Source organism: Citrobacter sp. RHBSTW-00887 (assembly GCF_013728095.1).
Lineage (GTDB): Bacteria > Pseudomonadota > Gammaproteobacteria > Enterobacterales > Enterobacteriaceae > Citrobacter > Citrobacter braakii.
In genome coordinates, this window is the sequence record NZ_CP056267.1 from 1,803,901 (window position 1) to 1,819,904 (window position 16,004).

At 54.5% G+C, this 16,004-nt stretch carries 16 protein-coding genes; 9 read left to right on the top strand and 7 right to left on the bottom strand.

All coding sequences use genetic code 11. The annotated features are described in order from the left end of the window. Positions 1 to 17: 17 nt before the first annotated feature. The 9 genes from HV314_RS08560 (at position 18) to pmrD (ending at position 8,375) form a co-directional block, all read left to right on the top strand. Entirely contained in the window at positions 18 to 479 is a 462-nt protein-coding gene (locus HV314_RS08560) for a GNAT family N-acetyltransferase (protein ID WP_016153827.1), read from the top strand. Positions 480 to 542: 63 nt separating this feature from the next. Then, positions 543 to 848 carry a stress response protein ElaB gene (elaB, locus tag HV314_RS08565; RefSeq protein WP_003027683.1) on the top strand — a complete coding sequence of 102 codons (306 nt, stop codon included), beginning with the start codon at positions 543 to 545 and terminating at the stop codon, positions 846 to 848. A 104-nt stretch (positions 849 to 952) separates the two neighbouring features. After that, complete coding sequence (menF, locus tag HV314_RS08570; protein WP_181547845.1) at positions 953 to 2,251, top strand: isochorismate synthase MenF; 1,299 nt, start codon at positions 953 to 955, stop codon at positions 2,249 to 2,251. 84 nt (positions 2,252 to 2,335) lie between these two features. After that, complete coding sequence (menD, locus tag HV314_RS08575; RefSeq protein WP_049042370.1) at positions 2,336 to 4,006, top strand: 2-succinyl-5-enolpyruvyl-6-hydroxy-3-cyclohexene-1-carboxylic-acid synthase; 1,671 nt, start codon at positions 2,336 to 2,338, stop codon at positions 4,004 to 4,006. Then, the gene (gene menH, locus HV314_RS08580) at positions 4,003 to 4,761 is read left to right on the top strand and encodes a 2-succinyl-6-hydroxy-2,4-cyclohexadiene-1-carboxylate synthase (protein WP_181547847.1); all 759 of its coding nucleotides are present in this window, start codon (positions 4,003 to 4,005) and stop codon (positions 4,759 to 4,761) included. Before menD ends, menH begins: the two co-directional genes overlap by 4 nt. A 14-nt stretch (positions 4,762 to 4,775) precedes the next feature. Then, complete coding sequence (menB, locus tag HV314_RS08585) at positions 4,776 to 5,633, top strand: 1,4-dihydroxy-2-naphthoyl-CoA synthase (protein WP_053389241.1); 858 nt, start codon at positions 4,776 to 4,778, stop codon at positions 5,631 to 5,633. Continuing rightward, on the top strand, positions 5,633 to 6,595 hold the full coding sequence (menC, locus tag HV314_RS08590; protein WP_181547848.1) for an o-succinylbenzoate synthase: 963 nt from the start codon (positions 5,633 to 5,635) through the stop codon (positions 6,593 to 6,595). The genes menB and menC overlap by 1 nt, the downstream gene beginning before the upstream one ends. Further along, positions 6,592 to 8,016, top strand: coding sequence for an o-succinylbenzoate--CoA ligase (gene menE, locus HV314_RS08595; RefSeq protein WP_181547850.1), 1,425 nt, complete (start codon positions 6,592 to 6,594; stop codon positions 8,014 to 8,016). Before menC ends, menE begins: the two co-directional genes overlap by 4 nt. Before the next feature lie 95 nt (positions 8,017 to 8,111). After that, positions 8,112 to 8,375, top strand: coding sequence for a signal transduction protein PmrD (gene pmrD, locus HV314_RS08600; RefSeq protein WP_181547852.1), 264 nt, complete (start codon positions 8,112 to 8,114; stop codon positions 8,373 to 8,375). A 2-nt stretch (positions 8,376 to 8,377) separates the two neighbouring features. On the opposite strand, the gene arnF is transcribed toward pmrD, so the two are convergent. Genes arnF through arnB form a run of 7 tightly spaced genes read right to left on the bottom strand, consistent with a single transcriptional unit; the run spans position 8,378 to position 15,754 of the window. Beyond that, a complete protein-coding gene (gene arnF / locus HV314_RS08605; protein WP_016153820.1) occupies positions 8,378 to 8,764 on the bottom strand; it encodes a 4-amino-4-deoxy-L-arabinose-phosphoundecaprenol flippase subunit ArnF in 387 nt (128 codons plus the stop codon). Further along, positions 8,764 to 9,099, bottom strand: a complete 336-nt coding sequence (gene arnE / locus HV314_RS08610; protein WP_181547854.1) for a 4-amino-4-deoxy-L-arabinose-phosphoundecaprenol flippase subunit ArnE — start codon at positions 9,097 to 9,099, stop codon at positions 8,764 to 8,766. Before arnE ends, arnF begins: the two co-directional genes overlap by 1 nt. Further along, on the bottom strand, positions 9,096 to 10,754 hold the full coding sequence (arnT, locus tag HV314_RS08615) for a lipid IV(A) 4-amino-4-deoxy-L-arabinosyltransferase (RefSeq protein WP_181547855.1): 1,659 nt from the start codon (positions 10,752 to 10,754) through the stop codon (positions 9,096 to 9,098). The genes arnE and arnT overlap by 4 nt, the downstream gene beginning before the upstream one ends. Next, the gene (gene arnD, locus HV314_RS08620; protein WP_047359217.1) at positions 10,751 to 11,653 is read right to left on the bottom strand and encodes a 4-deoxy-4-formamido-L-arabinose-phosphoundecaprenol deformylase; all 903 of its coding nucleotides are present in this window, start codon (positions 11,651 to 11,653) and stop codon (positions 10,751 to 10,753) included. The genes arnT and arnD overlap by 4 nt, the downstream gene beginning before the upstream one ends. Beyond that, positions 11,650 to 13,632: a bifunctional UDP-4-amino-4-deoxy-L-arabinose formyltransferase/UDP-glucuronic acid oxidase ArnA gene (arnA, locus tag HV314_RS08625; protein WP_181547856.1), complete on the bottom strand. Its 1,983-nt coding sequence runs from the start codon at positions 13,630 to 13,632 to the stop codon at positions 11,650 to 11,652. The genes arnD and arnA overlap by 4 nt, the downstream gene beginning before the upstream one ends. After that, positions 13,629 to 14,612 carry an undecaprenyl-phosphate 4-deoxy-4-formamido-L-arabinose transferase gene (gene arnC, locus HV314_RS08630; RefSeq protein WP_181547857.1) on the bottom strand — a complete coding sequence of 328 codons (984 nt, stop codon included), beginning with the start codon at positions 14,610 to 14,612 and terminating at the stop codon, positions 13,629 to 13,631. The genes arnA and arnC overlap by 4 nt, the downstream gene beginning before the upstream one ends. A 2-nt stretch (positions 14,613 to 14,614) precedes the next feature. After that, positions 14,615 to 15,754 (bottom strand): UDP-4-amino-4-deoxy-L-arabinose aminotransferase, encoded by a 1,140-nt coding sequence (gene arnB / locus HV314_RS08635; protein WP_181548097.1) that lies wholly within the window; start codon positions 15,752 to 15,754, stop codon positions 14,615 to 14,617. Positions 15,755 to 16,004 lie beyond the last annotated feature (250 nt).

Here is a 16,004-nt window from a genome sequence, read left to right on the forward strand (position 1 = left end):
CAACAAAGGGGCAGACTATGATTCACTGGCAAGATCTCCACCATGCAAAGCTCAATACACAGCAGTTGTACGCCATTCTTGAGCTTCGCTGTGCGGTATTTGTTGTTGAGCAACGGTGTCCGTATCAGGATGTGGATGGTGATGACCTGAGTGGTGAAAACCGGCACATTCTGGGTTGGCATAACGATGAACTGGTGGCGTATGCGAGGATTCTGAAAAGCGATGATGAGCTTGAGCCGGTCGTCATTGGGCGGGTGATCGTAAGCGAAGCGCTGCGGGGTGAAAAATTGGGGCAACAGCTAATGACTCAGACGCTGGCCTCCTGTACGCAGCATTGGCCGCACAAGGCGCTGTATCTGGGGGCGCAGGCACATTTGCAATCATTCTATGCGCGCTTTGGCTTTGTGCCGGTCACGGATATCTATGACGAAGACGGTATTCCACACGTCGGAATGGCGCGGGAAGCACATCAGGCGTAAACAGGCGCAAACACGCCTGATTGTCTATAGTTAGCGGGTACGTCAATAGAAAGGGAGAATAAAATGTCTTTTCATTCTTATGAATCACGTATCGATGACGATCTGGAATTATTGAGTGAAACGCTGGAGGAGGTGCTGCGTTCTTCCGGCGATCCAGCCGATCAAAAATACCTTGAGTTAAAAGCGCGGGCAGAGCGGGCGTTAGAAGAGGTGAGAAATCGCGTCAGCCATGCCTCTGACAGCTACTATTACCGCGCGAAGAAAGCCGTTTGCCGGGCGGATGATTATGTGCATGAAAAACCCTGGCGCGGAATCGGCGTTGGTGCCACGGTCGGTTTAGTGATGGGATTATTGTTAGCACGGCGATAAATTCCATTCCGTCAGCGCATTTGTACGTACTCCCTAACTGGGGGTACTGCTTTTTCTGCTCAGTACCCCGTATAATGTGAGGTTTTTAACAGGGAGAGGTCCGCGTGCATTCAATCACTACTGCGCTGGAAAGTCTGATGCGTCATTTGTCGCAAGAGATACCAGCAGCACCTGGAATTCGTATTTACGATATCCCTTTCCCACTGAATGATGCGTTTGACGCTTTAGGATGGCTGGCCAGTCAACCTGTCTGGCCCCAGTTTTACTGGCAACAGCGTAATGGCGATGAAGAAGCCGCCGTACTGGGCGCTGTTGCCACATTTTCCTCGCTCGAATTAGCCCAGCATTTTTTACACCAGCATGATGATAATCCTGACCTGCGTGTCTGGGGCCTGAATGCCTTTGAGCCTCAGCGCGGCCATTTGTTATTGCCACGGCTGGAGTGGCGACGTTGCGCGGGGGTGGCGAGCTTACGCTTACATCTCTATAGCGACGTGTCGCTGCGTGAAGACGCCGCGCAGGCGGTGGTGTTTATCTCATCGCTCGCCAACGTAAAGCCGCTGCCCGCATTGCGTCTGCGTTTGACGGGAGAACAGAACTGGCCGGATAAAACTGGCTGGACAGATCTGATAAAGCTCGCCACGCAAACGATCAATAGGGAACAGCTCGATAAGGTCGTGCTGGCGCGGGCGACCGATTTACAGTTTTCTCAGTCGGTTAACGCCGCGGCCGTGATGGCTTCCAGTCGTCGTCTAAACCTGAACTGCTACCATTTCTTTATGGCGTTCTCCGCAAAGTGTGCGTTTCTTGGTTCTTCCCCTGAACGGCTGTATCGGCGGCGTGACACGGCGCTGCGCACCGAGGCGCTGGCGGGAACTGTTGCCAACCACCCTGAGGATCATCGGGCCTGGCAGTTGGGGGAATGGCTAATGAAAGATGATAAAAACCAGCGCGAGAATATGCTGGTGGTCGAAGATATTTGCCAGCGTCTGCAAGGCTGTACGCAAACTCTTGATGTGCTGCCGCCGCAGGTGCTCAGACTGCGCAAAGTGCAGCACCTGCGCCGCTGTATCTGGACGGAACTGAATCAGGCTGATGATACGCTTTGTCTGATGCAACTCCAGCCCACGGCGGCAGTCGCAGGTATTCCGCGTGAGCTGGCGCGTGAATTTATCCAACAAAATGAACCGTTTGAACGCGAGTGGTATGCCGGTTCTGCGGGTTACCTTTCTCTGCGCCAAAGCGAGTTTTGCGTGTCATTACGGTCGGCGAAAATTAGTGAAAATGTGATACGCCTGTATGCCGGGGCAGGGATCGTGCGTGGTTCAGATCCTGAACAGGAATGGCAAGAAATAGACAATAAAGCGGCAGGACTGCGCACTTTATTACAGATGGAAGGGTAATGAGTTGTATATTACCGACTCATATCAAAAATCCATTTATTCGATTCTTTATACTGTGTCGCAATATTGATACCGGACAATCTCATGTCAGTAAGCGCATTTAACCGACGCTGGGCGGCGGTCATTCTGGAAGCACTCACTCGCCACGGCGTCAGGCATGTCTGCATTGCCCCTGGCTCTCGTTCTACACCGTTGACTCTGGCGGCTGCGGAAAACCCCGCTTTTATTCACCATACTCATTTTGATGAGCGTGGCCTTGGGCATCTGGCCTTAGGTCTGGCAAAAGTCAGCCGGCAGCCTGTCGCTGTGATTGTGACGTCCGGTACGGCGGTGGCAAATTTGTATCCCGCGTTGATTGAAGCGGGCCTGACCGGTGAAAAGCTGATTCTACTCACGGCTGACAGACCTCCTGAGCTTATCGACTGCGGCGCTAACCAGGCGATTCGTCAGGCCGGAATGTTTGCCTCGCATCCATCGCAAACGCTCTCTTTACCGCGCCCGACCCAGAACATTCCGGCTAGTTGGCTGGTATCCACCATTGATAACGCCTTAGCTGCGCTGCATAGCGGGGCGGTTCATATCAATTGCCCATTTGCGGAACCGCTGTATGGCGACATGGACGAAACGGGGATTGACTGGCAGCAGCGCCTTGGCGACTGGTGGCAGGATGATAAACCCTGGCTGCGTGAAGCGCGTCGACTGGAAAGCGACAAACAGCGTGACTGGTTTTTCTGGCGACAAAAACGCGGCGTTGTTGTTGCAGGCCGCATGAGCGCGGAAGAGGGCAAAAAGGTTGCGCAGTGGGCGCAGATGCTAGGCTGGCCGCTGATTGGCGATGTTCTGTCGCAAACCGGACAGCCTTTGCCGTGCGCCGACCTGTGGCTGGGAAATGCGAAAGCGGTCACTGAATTACAGCAGGCGCAGATTGTGGTGCAGCTTGGCAGTAGCCTGACCGGAAAACGGCTCCTGCAATGGCAGGCCAGCTGTGATCCGCAGGAATACTGGATTGTCGATAATATCGAAGGCCGCCTTGATCCGGCTCACCATCGTGGGCGCAGGCTGGTAGCGACGGTTGGCGACTGGCTGGAGTTGCATCCGGCGGAGAAACGTCAGCCCTGGTGCGTGGAGATCCCACGCCTGGCGCAACTGGCCTGGCAGGCGGTAGAAGCCCGTCGTGACGCGTTTGGTGAAGCGCAATTAGCCCACCGTATCCGCGAATACTTGCCGGAGCAGGGGCAACTGTTCGTGGGCAACAGTCTGGTGGTGCGCCTGATTGATGCGCTGTCGCAGCTTCCGGCGGGTTACCCGGTCTATAGCAACCGTGGCGCGAGCGGCATTGACGGCCTGCTGTCAACGGCAGCAGGTGTACAGCGCGCCAGCGCGAAATCGACGCTGGCTATCGTCGGCGATTTATCTGCGCTGTATGACCTCAATGCGCTGGCGTTATTGCGCCAGGTTTCCGCGCCGTTTGTCCTGATAGTGGTCAATAATAACGGCGGGCAAATTTTTTCCCTGTTGCCGACGCCAGCAAGCGAACGCGAACGGTTCTACCTGATGCCGCAGAACGTGCATTTTGAGCATGCTGCCGCCATGTTTAACCTTAAATACCAGCGCCCGGAAAACTGGGAGCAACTGGAGAGCGCGCTGACTAACGCCTGGCGTACTCCGGCGGCAACGGTGATTGAGCTGGTGGTAAACGAAACTGATGGGGCGCAAACCCTGCAGCAACTGCTGGCGCAGGTAAGCCATCTATGATCCTGCACGCTCAGGCGAAACTGGGCCAGACGGGATTTCCCTGGCTGGTTTTCCTGCACGGTTTTTCCGGTGATTGTCGGGAGTGGCAGACGGTTGGCGAAGCGTTTAAGAATTATTCGCGGCTGTATATCGACCTGCCGGGACACGGTGGCTCCGCTGACATCAGCGTGAGCGGATTCGACGACGTAAGCGCTTTGCTGCGTAACACGTTGCTTAGTTACAACATACTTAAATACTGGTTGGTAGGTTACTCTCTTGGCGGCAGAGTCGCGATGATGGCGGCTTGTCAGGAGATGCCAGGACTGTGCGGTCTGGTGGTTGAAGGTGGACATCCAGGCTTGCAAAGTGAGGAGGCGCGCGTTCAGCGTCGCCTCTCTGATGGTCGCTGGGCTGCGCGTTTTCGCGCTGAGCCGCTGTGCGAGGTGTTTATTGACTGGTATCAACAGCCGGTTTTTTCCTCGCTGAATGCGGCGCAAAGAGAAGCGTTGGTCGCACTGCGTAGCCAGAATAACGGGCATACGCTGGCGGCGATGCTGGAGGCCACCTCGCTAGCCGTACAACCTGATTTACGTGCGCAACTCACTACGCGCACATTTCCGTTTTATTATTTATGTGGTGAACGTGACGATAAATTCCGCGCTCTGGCGGCGGAAATATCCGTACCAAGCCATGTGATTCGTAATGCCGGACACAACGCGCATCGGGACAATCCCGCTGGCGTGGTGGACTGTCTGGCTCAGATTCTGCATCGCTGACTATAGGACATTTTATGATCTATCCTGATGAAACAATGCTTTACGCACCGGTAGAATGGCACGATTGCTCTGAAGGCTACACCGACATTCTCTACGAGAAATCCACCGACGGTATCGCAAAAATCACCATTAATCGTCCGCAAGTACGCAATGCCTTCCGTCCGGTCACCGTGAAAGAGATGATCCAGGCGCTGGCAGATGCTCGCTACGATGACAACATTGGCGTGATTATTCTGACCGGTGCTGGCGACAAAGCGTTCTGCGCAGGTGGCGATCAGAAAGTGCGCGGTGACTACGGCGGATACCAGGATGATTCCGGTGTGCATCACCTGAACGTACTGGACTTCCAGCGCCAGATTCGTACCTGTCCGAAGCCGGTAGTGGCGATGGTTGCAGGCTTTTCCATCGGCGGCGGCCATGTGCTGCACATGATGTGTGACCTGACCATTGCGGCTGAAAACGCCATCTTCGGCCAGACCGGTCCGAAAGTCGGTTCCTTCGATGGCGGTTGGGGTGCCTCTTACATGGCGCGTATTGTCGGTCAGAAAAAAGCGCGTGAAATCTGGTTCCTGTGCCGTCAGTACGATGCGAAGCAAGCGCTGGATATGGGCCTGGTAAACACCGTGGTTCCGCTGGTCGATCTGGAAAAAGAGACCGTACGCTGGTGTCGTGAAATGCTGCAAAACAGCCCGATGGCGTTGCGCTGCCTGAAAGCTGCACTGAACGCCGACTGCGATGGTCAGGCTGGTCTGCAAGAGCTGGCGGGTAACGCCACCATGCTGTTCTACATGACGGAAGAAGGTCAGGAAGGCCGTAACGCCTTTAACCAGAAACGTCAGCCGGATTTCAGCAAATTTAAACGGAATCCGTAATGCGTAGCGCGCAGGTATACCGCTGGCAGATCCCCATGGACGCGGGGGTGATTCTGCGCGACAGGCGGTTAAAAACGCGTGACGGGCTATACGTTCGCCTTTGTGACGGCGAGCGCGAAGGGTGGGGAGAGATCTCCCCGCTGCCGGGCTTCAGTCAGGAGAGCTGGGAAGAGGCGCAAACCGAGCTGCTGGCCTGGGTCAACGGCTGGCTACAGGGGGATTCTTCCTTACCGCAGCTGCCTTCGGTCGCCTTTGGCGCAAGCTGTGCGCTGGCCGAACTGGCTGGCGTATTGCCAGAAGACGCAGACTACCGTGCAGCGCCGCTGTGTACGGGCGATCCTGATGATCTGGTACTGCAACTGGCGGACATGCCGGGTGAAAAAGTAGCGAAGATAAAGGTCGGACTGTATGAAGCGGTTCGTGACGGTATGGTCGCCAACCTGCTGCTTGAGGCTATCCCGGAGCTGCATTTGCGACTTGACGCCAACCGAGCCTGGACGCCGTTGAAAGCCCAGCAGTTCGCGAAGTACGTTAATCCAGAGTACCGCGGGCGCATCGCTTTTCTCGAAGAGCCATGCAAAACTCGCGATGACTCTCGTGCTTTTGCGCGTGAAACCGGCATTGCCATTGCCTGGGATGAAAGCCTGCGTGAAGCGGATTTCATCTTCGAAGCCGAAGAGGGCGTCAAGGCAGTGGTTATCAAACCTACGCTGACGGGCAGTCTCGAAAAAGTGCGCGAACAGGTGGCAGCGGCGCATGAGCTTGGTCTCACCGCTGTTATTAGTTCGTCGATCGAGTCGAGCCTGGGCTTAACCCAACTGGCGCGAATTGCCGCCTGGCTGACGCCGCAGACCATTCCGGGGCTGGATACCCTGAGCCTGATGCAGTGCCAGCAGGTACGCACCTGGCCGGGTAGCGCATTGCCGTGTATCGATGTTGATGCGCTGGAACGCCTGCTATGACCCAGCGGGAAATGCCCGATAGCTTAAGCATATCGGGCCTGGTACAACCCGATGACTGGCCGTGGCGTCACTGGCGACAGGTTCGTGCAGAGGTGCCTGCTCTACGCCTCAACGATGAAGTATTAAGCTGGAGCGAGCTTTGCACGCGCGTTGACCATCTGGCCAGCGGTTTTGCCGCTCAGGGCGTGGAAGAGGGAGATGGCGTCCTGCTTCGCGCCTGGAATCATCCACGTGCTTTGCTGGCCTGGCTGGCATTGCTGCAATGTGGGGCGCGGGTTTTACCTGTTAACCCACAGCTGCCTCAATCGCTGCTTGACGCGCTGGTCCCGGACTTAACGCTGCGTTTTGCGATGGATCTGGAGACCGCTAATGTTCTCACGGGACTCCATCCATTGCAGATGCAGGCTGTGCCAGGCAAGCATGCCGCCGCGTGGTTACCCCAGCGTTTGAGTACGATGACGTTAACCTCAGGTTCTACCGGATTGCCAAAGGCAGCGGTGCATACCTGTCAGGCTCATCTGGCAAGCGCGCAGGGCGTGCTGTCATTAATGCCGTTTGACGCTGAAGATGATTGGCTGCTCTCGCTGCCGCTGTTTCATGTTTCCGGCCAGGGTATTTTGTGGCGTTGGTTGTTTGCCGGGGCACGAATGACCGTGCGCGACAAGCAACCATTGGAGCAAATGCTGGCTGGATGCACTCATGCTTCGCTGGTGCCCACGCAGCTGTGGCGCCTGCTGGTCAACAAAACGGCGGTAACGCTCAAAGCAGTGCTCCTGGGTGGCGCGGCAATTCCTGTTGAATTGACGGAACAGGCGCGCGAGAAAAGGATTCGCTGCTGGTGCGGTTACGGTTTAACGGAGTTTGCTTCTACGGTCTGTGCGAAAGAAGCGGATGGCCTGGCGGATGTGGGGTCGCCCCTGGCAGGCAGAGAAGTCAGAATCGTTGATGGTGAAGTCTGGCTGCGTGCCGCCAGCATGGCGCAAGGTTACTGGCGTAACGGGCAGCTGATTCCTTTAGTAAACGCGGAAGGCTGGTTTGCCACCCGCGATCGCGGGGTGTTGAAGGGCGGCAAGTTAACCATTGTCGGTCGGATGGACAATCTGTTCTTTAGCGGCGGGGAAGGCATACAGCCGGAAGAGGTGGAACGCGTGATTGCTGCGCATCCGCATGTTCTGCAAGCTTTCATTGTGCCGATAGAAGACAAAGAGTTTGGTCATCGCCCGGTGGCGGTCGTTGAGTATGACACCAATGCGGGTGACACAAATCTGGCAGAGTGGGTGAAAGATAAGCTGGCCCGCTTTCAGCAACCGGTATGCTGGCTGACATTGCCACCCGAACTAAAATCCGGAGGGATTAAAATCTCTCGTCGTGCGCTGTCAGATTGGGTAAGTGCTTCATTGTTCAAATTAAGCAAACAGTAATTACATTTCTCACTTTCGCCATTGCGTCGCTATTGTCATTTTGTTTATCTGCTTAAGTGTAACCTGTTGTGAAATCTTTTAACAAAAGGTGCGCTATGGAATGGCATGTGAAGAAGTCTTGCTGTCACAAAAAAGCAGGCAGGCTCTATATCGTACTTTGTGATGGCGGCGGTTCGCTAAAGATGCTGGCTGAGGCGCAATCTTCCGAGTGGGTTAAGCCCGGAGACCTCCTTTCACCGCTGAAAGATGCACTGTATTGCATTAATCGCGATACCTCACGGTTAATCAAAATAGTTGATGCCAGACAGTACATGTGTGACGAATGGGAACGCCTGTTACGACTGTCTGAAGATAAATAATCTCAGGGTTGGCGCTGGTGTGAAGGTAAAAAAATCGTCAGTAGCCCTGCCATGATGCACAGCACTCCGGCGAGCGCTTTCGCTGAAAATATTCCCTGCCAGCCGGGCAGGATCATTGATGCAACCCACACCAGTACATAGCTCAGGCTGAGCAGGGCATACGCTTTGCTCAGTGCGAGCTGGTGCAGCGCTTTATGCCAGCAAATCACCGACAGTAAATACCCTGCCAGTCCGGCATACAGAGCAAATGCGCCGACGCTAAGAGAGAATACGGCAGAAATGAATTGCTGCGGCTGCAGCATTGGCGGCAGATTATCCATCGCAAAGCCGAGACTCAACTGGGCGGCTGAAGTGATAATAACGCTGCATAATCCCCAAAAGATGCCCATTACACCGCACTCCCAAGAATAAAGATGCCGGTGATGATTAACCCCACACCCAGCCAGTGGCGCGGGGTGACGGGGTCGCGCCAGATTTTCCAGGCAGCCAGAGTCACCCATACAAAATTAAGACTCAGCATGGGGTAGGCGATACCGACCGGAATGTTCTGCAGCACCGCCAGCCATAGCAGCATGGCCAGACCGAGACTTGCCAGAGCAAGCCCAATCCATAGCGTAATGTGGCGTTTTCGCGCTCGAACGGGAACGGGTCGCGACGCCTGCTTCTGACATAACTGACCGCAGACGCTGAGCAGGCTGGCGAGAACTAAGGCTATCCAGATCATTTCGGCCGATACTGAATCAGGACCAGACGCCCCTGATTATCGATATAGTCAGCGGGAGGGATAGCAAGTCGATTAATATCTTCATCCTTATCGACTGAAAGCACGAGCGTAATGTTTCCTTGCTGACGATGTTGCGCTAACCACTCGGCAAAGTTCCCCCGACCGATAAAACGCCCTTGGGCATCCGGGTAGTTAAGGCCATATTTTAACTCGCCCGTTTGTCCGTACATTATGATGTCGTCACGCTTCAGGCTCCAGGCCAGCCCCGCGGCGACGCCAACGCTGTCGGTGAGAATATAACGGCTCGACTCCAGCGACTCTTTGGTCATCTCGACAAAAAATTGTGGCTGTTTAGATTCCATCACCCGGTCAGGAATGGAGAAGCCAAACAACAGTGCCAGGCCTAATGGACACAGCGCTGCGAACGTCCAGTTCTTCTCGCGGTTATTTAGCGTATACCAGCCAAAGAGCGTCCAGATGATAAAAATGCCCCACGCACAAAACACTTTATACGTTTCGATATGCGACCAGACCGGCGTCTTTAATGGACCCAGTGTAGAAACAATAAACGTGGCGACAATGCCGGTTACACCGAACAGAACGTTGATCCAGCCATTCACGCGCAGCGCGGTTGCGCCTTTTTGCGCGGCCTGCAGGCCGAAACGCGCCGTCAATATTGCCAGCGGCGCGAAGCAGGAAAGAATATAGGTCGGCAGTTTTCCTTTCGCGATGCTGAAAAACAGGATTGGCATGATAATCCAGCTTAGCAGGTACAGTGCGCTGCGCGGAACATCCCGTTCACGCCAGCCCGTACGCAGCGCGCCGGGGAGCAGCCCGAGCCACGGTAATGCGCCAGCCACCAATACCGGAATGTAGTACCAGACGGGGGCCTTATGTTGGGCATCCTCCTGCGCGAAGCGTTGAATATGTTCAACCCAGAAGAAGTAATGCCAGAAATCCGGCTCACGCCGGGCAATCGCTATTCCCCAAGGCAGCACAGTCACGATGCAACCGACTACTGCCAGCAGACCGTAGATAATGAGATCTTTCCAGCGCTTTTGTACGAAAACCCACGGCAGTACGCTGAGCACAGGAACGGCGAGTGCCAGGAAACCCTTGGTCATCACGCCCATGCCGCAGGTTAACCCTAACAGCAGAAAGGCGGTAATTTTGCGCATTCTGCTGGTGGCTTGCATCCCCTCCCAAAAGCAGCACATGCCCGCCATTAGCCAGAGCGCAATGATGGGATCAAGTACCGCGTAGGTGCCGATGCTGTAAACCGAAAAAAACGTTAAAAAGATAACCGAAGAGAGTACGGCGGTGCGCTTATCCCGCCACAACCGCATGGCAAGCCAGGCAACCATTAGCGCCGTCAGCAAAGTGGCAAAAATGGCTCCTGCTCTGACGCCGAAATTATTGGCGCCAAACAGCCATTGCCCGATGCTGTTTAACCAGTATCCGGCAATCGGTTTTTCAAAATACCGCAGCCCTAAAAAGTGCGGAACGATCCCGTCGCCAGAGGTCAGCATTTCCCGACTGATTTCGGCATAGCGCGTTTCATCAGGTTGCCACAGCAGGCGACTGTTGATGGGGAGAATAAAATACAGCGCAATAAAAGCGATAAATGCCAGGGTGTAGCGGACAGTATGTTTCATCTTGTCACGCTCACTGGTTGTTGGCGGCCGACCCATCCCTCTCTGCCGGGTATTTTGCCACGCACGATCTGCCCTGTTGGCAGCGAACTGACATCGTCCGGTAACAGGTCGCCGAGCGGGCAAAATGTTATCCCCATGTCTGCGGCGCGAGTAAGCAGCTCGTCAAAATTCTGCTGAAAGGCGATGCCTTCAACTTCCGCATGAATGGTATACACCGGTGTTCCTCTGCTCATCTGGATGTGGGAGAGAATGTAAGCGTTGAAGTCCACCGCCTGGACTTCCTGACCAACCACTTCATCCCAGGTGGGTAGCGTGACGGGAATTTGCGGCGTACCTGTTTTCCCGGACGTCAGCACCGGACGGAATAACGACGTTCCCCGACAGTCGCTGTTATAACGCAGATGGAACGTTTCTTTGGCGTGGACGACGCGATCGTCGGCACGCCATCCGGCAACGGCAGAACAAGTGACGGGTTGTCCGATAAGAGTTTCAAGGGCCGTGATGCCTCGTGAAATATCATCAATCAGCTGTTTGTCATTCCAGTTTCCGCTTCGCGCCTGCCAGGCATGGTGATCCCAGGCATGCAGACCGGTTTCATGAATCAGGGCGGTTTGCGCAATGATCGCCGCGTTGGCCAGGCCGATCTCTTTTCCCGGCCAGGCGGTTCCCGCCAGCAATATATCCCATCCGTAAAGTGATGCGGCGTTTGAGCGCAGCATCTTCCACAGAAATTGTGGTTTCACAAGACGCCAGAGATGGCGTCCCATGTTGTCCGGTCCAACGCTAAAGAAAAAACTTGCCCGCACGTTATGTCGGTTCAATGTCTCCAGCAGGCGGGGTACGCCTTCGCGCGTCCCCCTGAAAGTATCGACATCTATGCGCAAGCCGACTTGGGTCATGATGTGTGTTCCGTGATATTCACACTGCGTAAGAAGAAGTCCAGCGTCTCTTCTACCGTTTCCTGCATCTCAATGGTGGGCTCCCAGTTCAGGCAGCGTTTCGCATTGCGGATGTTGGGCTTACGATGTTCAACGTCTTGATAACCTTTACCATAGTAGCTGCTGCTTTCGACGTCACGGAAACCAGCAAACGGCGGGAAGTGGTTACGCAATGGATGTTTTTCAAAGCAGGTAAGCAGCATTTCTGCCAGTTCCTGAATACTCGCTTCGTTCTGCGGATTACCGATGTTGATAATCTCACCGTCGCAGCGTCCGCCTTCGTTTTCAATGATGCGGTACAGGGCTTCGATACCATCCCGAATGTCGGTAAAGCAGCGTTTTTGCTTGCCGCCTTCAATCAGCTTAATCGGTGAACCCTCCACCAGATTGAGGATCAGTTGGGTAATGGCGCGTGAGCTGCCGATACGCGCGGCGTTAAGGCTGTCCAGACGTGGCCCCATCCAGTTAAACGGGCGGAACAGGGTGAAGCGCAATCCCTCTTTTTCGCCGTACGCCCAGATTACGCGGTCCAACAACTGCTTGGAAACGGAGTAGATCCAGCGTGGTTTATTCACCGGACCGACGATCAGATTCGAGCTGTCCTCATCGAAGACTTTGTCGGTACACATGCCGTAGACTTCGGACGTTGACGGGAAAATGATGCGCTTACGGTATTTCACGCAGTAGCGAATGATTTTCAGGTTCTCTTCAAAATCGAGCTCAAATACGCGCAGCGGGTTGCGGGTATATTCGATTGGCGTTGCGATCGCCACCAGCGGCAGCACTACGTCGCATTTTTTAACATGGTATTCAATCCATTCGGAGTGAATGCTGATGTCGCCTTCGACGAAGTGGAATCGCGGATGCTGCAGAAAACGTCCAATGGCGTCACTGCCAATATCGAGCCCATACACTTCGTAATGATCTTCTTGCAGCAGGCGTTCGGTCAGATGGTTACCAATGAAGCCATTAACGCCGAGGATCAGCACACGGGTACGGCATTTGCTGGTGGCAACCGACTGGCTGTTCAGGCGAGAACCTGGTACCAGGCCCAGAACCTGCGCCAGTTGCGACCCTTGCATTGCAATACCATCGCCAGCTTGTCCGGTAATAATTTCCAGGGCGCCATCGCCGCAGGCGATCAGCAAAGGAGAAACGGAGATGACGGTACCCGGTTGGGCCGCTGAGTCATTTACGCAAACGCGCGATGACCAGACGGTGAACTTTTGTGTGCCGACATAGCTATATGCGCCCGGCCACGGATCGCTGACGGCGCGGACCTGGTTATGTAACTCTGCGGCAGGTGTGTTCCAGTCGAGGAAGCTATCTTCCGGTGTACGGCGACCAAAACAGGTAGCATCTGCTTCCTGTTGGGGGCGTTCTGCATAATCCCCGGTTTTAATCGCGGGCAGTGCCTGTTCCAGCAGCTGACGCGCAGCCTGGCACAATTTATGGTGCAGCGTTAACGCCACGTCATCCGGCGAAATAGCGACGCGCTGCTGGGCAATAATGGCGCCAGCATCCGCGCGTTTGACCATGCGGTGAAGCGTGACGCCGGTTTCGGTTTCGCCATTGACCAATACCCAGTTCAGCGGCGCGCGACCACGGTATTTCGGCAGCAACGAACCGTGCAGATTAAAAGCCCCCGCAGGCGCAAGACTGAGGATCTCATCACTCAGTAAATGACGATAGTAGAACGAGAAGATAACATCCGGCGCCAGTTGGCTAATGCGTTCAATCCACAAGGGATGATTGACCTCGTCCGGGGCGTAAACCGGAATTCCGGCGCTGGCGGCAAGGCGGGAAACCGATCCAAAAAATGCTTTTTCGCCCGGATTATCGGTGTGCGTGAAAATGGCAGCGATTTCATAACCTACATCCAACAAAGCCTGGACACCCTGACATCCCATATCGTGATAGGCAAATACGATGGCTTTCATGCGCGGTTTTCCTCGGTTGACTGTGTGGTTTGTGGGCGGATAACGTGTTGAACAAAATAGCGGGGGCGGGCGCGGACATCGTTATAGATGCGACCGATATATTCGCCGAGTAAACCCATGCCAATAAACTGTGCGCCGATAAAGGTAAACAGGACGGCAAACAGCATGAATACCCCTTCCGCGGCCCACTGTGGACCGAGCGTCAGACGCAGAACCACAAGCAGGATAGACAAGATAAAGCCAGTGGCGGCGATTACGCTGCCCAACAGGCTCAACATACGAAGTGGCGTTGTGGTCAGACAGGTCACCAGGTCATACATCAGGTTGATCAGACGCATAAAGCTGTATTTGGAGTCACCAAATTCTCGCTCTGCATGGTGTACCGGGATTTCCGTAGCACGCCGGGCAAAAATGTTGGCCAGAATCGGGATAAAGGTGCTGCGCTCCTGGCAATGCAGCATGGCATCGACGATGTGGCGGCGATAAGCGCGTAACATGCAACCGTAGTCACCCATCGCTTTACCGGTGGTGCGCTGAATCAGATGGTTAATCATTCGCGATGCGGTCTTACGAAATACGCTGTCCTGACGGTTCTGACGTACCGTGCCGACCACATCGAAGCCTTCATCTGCGGTGGCGACCAGCCGTGGGATCTCCTCCGGCGGGTTTTGCAAATCGGCATCCAGTGTGATGATCACGTCGCCGGTGACATGACTGAAACCGGCCATAATCGCCGAGTGTTGCCCGTAATTGCGATTCAATAAAATAGAAACAATATGGCTGTTCGGTGCCTGGGAAGCGTCCATCATCAGCTGTGCGGAATGGTCGCTGCTGCCGTCATCAATTAGCAAAATTTCATAGTCTTTGCCCAATTTTTCGCAGGCAGCGCTGGTACGTCTGATTAACTCTGGCAAGCTTTCCTGTTCATTAAAAACGGGAATGACCACCGAGACTTTTTTGATCGGTGCTGCTTCAAACATGGTTATTGTCCTGCAATCTCGCGAAGTGCCGTAATTACCCGCTGGGTGTCATCGGCGGTCATATCGGGGAATAACGGCAGTGAGCAAATGCGCGCGCTATTCCATTCTGTATTGGGGAGCGAAAGGGTAGTGAAGCGTTCGCGGTAATATTTTTGCGAATGGGCCGCACGAAAATGCAGACCGGTGCCGATATTTTTGGCCTTTAACGCTTCCATTAAGGCATCTCTGCTCAGACCGCAGCGGGCTTCGTCAACGCGAATGATGAACAGGTGCCAGGCGTGAACGTGCGCCCACTGGGGCAGACTCAGTGGTTGAAATGGCGTATCGGCCAGCGTCTGTTGATACTCGCGGGCAATTTGCGCCCGGCGTGAGTTCAGGTGTTCCAGTTTATTTAGCTGTACCAACGCAATGGCGGCGTTGATATCCGTGAGGTTGTACTTGTACCCTGGCGCAAGCACTTCGGCCTGCGGCGCCCGGCCATAGGTTTGTCGATCAAAGGCATCAACGCCCAGACCGTGAAACTTCAGGCTGCGAAGCCGTTGGGCAAGCTGGCTGTCGTCGGTAACGATCAACCCGCCTTCGGCGCAGGTAATATTTTTGATGGCGTGAAATGAGAATATTGCCGTGCCGCGCGCGCCGACATGACGACCTTTATACAACGTCCCTACGGCGTGGGCCGCATCTTCTATAATCGGAATGCCATAGCGTTCGCCAATGGCATAAATCGCGTCCAGGTCGGCGGGGGCGCCTGCGTAATGTACCGGAATAATGGCTTTGGTTCGCGGGGTGATGGCGGCCTCAATTTGCTCCGGTGTGACCATGAGCGTATCGCGGTCAACGTCGATCATGACTGGCGTCGCACCCAGCAGGACAATCATGTTGAGGGTAGAAACCCACGTCATTGACGGTGTAATAATCTCATCGCCTGCACCGATGTCCAGCGCCATCAGCGTGATGTGCATTCCTGCCGTAGCGGAGCAGACGGCGACGGCGTGTTGATTTCCCGTGAGCTGGCAGAAGGCTTCTTCCAGCTGTTGATTTTTCGGGCCGGTGGTTATCCATCCAGAGTCCAGAACCGTCTTCACAGCAGCAAGTTCTTCAGCCCCCATTGCCGGGCGAGAGAAAGGCAAAAAGTCAGGCATCATTATTCCTTCAAGCCATTTAACGCCACCGACGTTTTATTTTTAATGATAAACAGGGGCGTCGTTAATTATTTCATCAGGCTTCAAAGGGTAATGACGGAAGGTTAATTTATCCTTAAGAGTTTAAGGTTTGGGAAAGAGAGAGGAATAGCGTGTTTTTTATTTATCTTAATGAAAAAAAGATCATGTAGGTTCTTGAGTAGTTTGGGCGACATTGCTGTTATCTGCAGACTGATGAGCGCAATGCCGC

Excerpts from the sequence above, each read along its gene's own strand:
- HV314_RS08560 (WP_016153827.1), top strand. The coding sequence starts at position 18 with ATGATTCACTGGCAAGATCTCCACCATGCAAAGCTCAATACACAGCAG.
- elaB (WP_003027683.1), top strand. The coding sequence starts at position 543 with ATGTCTTTTCATTCTTATGAATCACGTATCGATGACGATCTGGAATTA.
- menD (WP_049042370.1), top strand. The coding sequence starts at position 2,336 with ATGTCAGTAAGCGCATTTAACCGACGCTGGGCGGCGGTCATTCTGGAA.
- menH (WP_181547847.1), top strand. The coding sequence starts at position 4,003 with ATGATCCTGCACGCTCAGGCGAAACTGGGCCAGACGGGATTTCCCTGG.
- menB (WP_053389241.1), top strand. The coding sequence starts at position 4,776 with ATGATCTATCCTGATGAAACAATGCTTTACGCACCGGTAGAATGGCAC.
- menC (WP_181547848.1), top strand. The coding sequence starts at position 5,633 with ATGCGTAGCGCGCAGGTATACCGCTGGCAGATCCCCATGGACGCGGGG.
- menE (WP_181547850.1), top strand. The coding sequence starts at position 6,592 with ATGACCCAGCGGGAAATGCCCGATAGCTTAAGCATATCGGGCCTGGTA.
- pmrD (WP_181547852.1), top strand. The coding sequence starts at position 8,112 with ATGGAATGGCATGTGAAGAAGTCTTGCTGTCACAAAAAAGCAGGCAGG.
- arnF (WP_016153820.1), bottom strand. The coding sequence starts at position 8,764 with ATGGGCATCTTTTGGGGATTATGCAGCGTTATTATCACTTCAGCCGCC.
- arnE (WP_181547854.1), bottom strand. The coding sequence starts at position 9,099 with ATGATCTGGATAGCCTTAGTTCTCGCCAGCCTGCTCAGCGTCTGCGGT.
- arnT (WP_181547855.1), bottom strand. The coding sequence starts at position 10,754 with ATGAAACATACTGTCCGCTACACCCTGGCATTTATCGCTTTTATTGCG.
- arnD (WP_047359217.1), bottom strand. The coding sequence starts at position 11,653 with ATGACCCAAGTCGGCTTGCGCATAGATGTCGATACTTTCAGGGGGACG.
- arnA (WP_181547856.1), bottom strand. The coding sequence starts at position 13,632 with ATGAAAGCCATCGTATTTGCCTATCACGATATGGGATGTCAGGGTGTC.
- arnC (WP_181547857.1), bottom strand. The coding sequence starts at position 14,612 with ATGTTTGAAGCAGCACCGATCAAAAAAGTCTCGGTGGTCATTCCCGTT.
- arnB (WP_181548097.1), bottom strand. The coding sequence starts at position 15,754 with ATGCCTGACTTTTTGCCTTTCTCTCGCCCGGCAATGGGGGCTGAAGAA.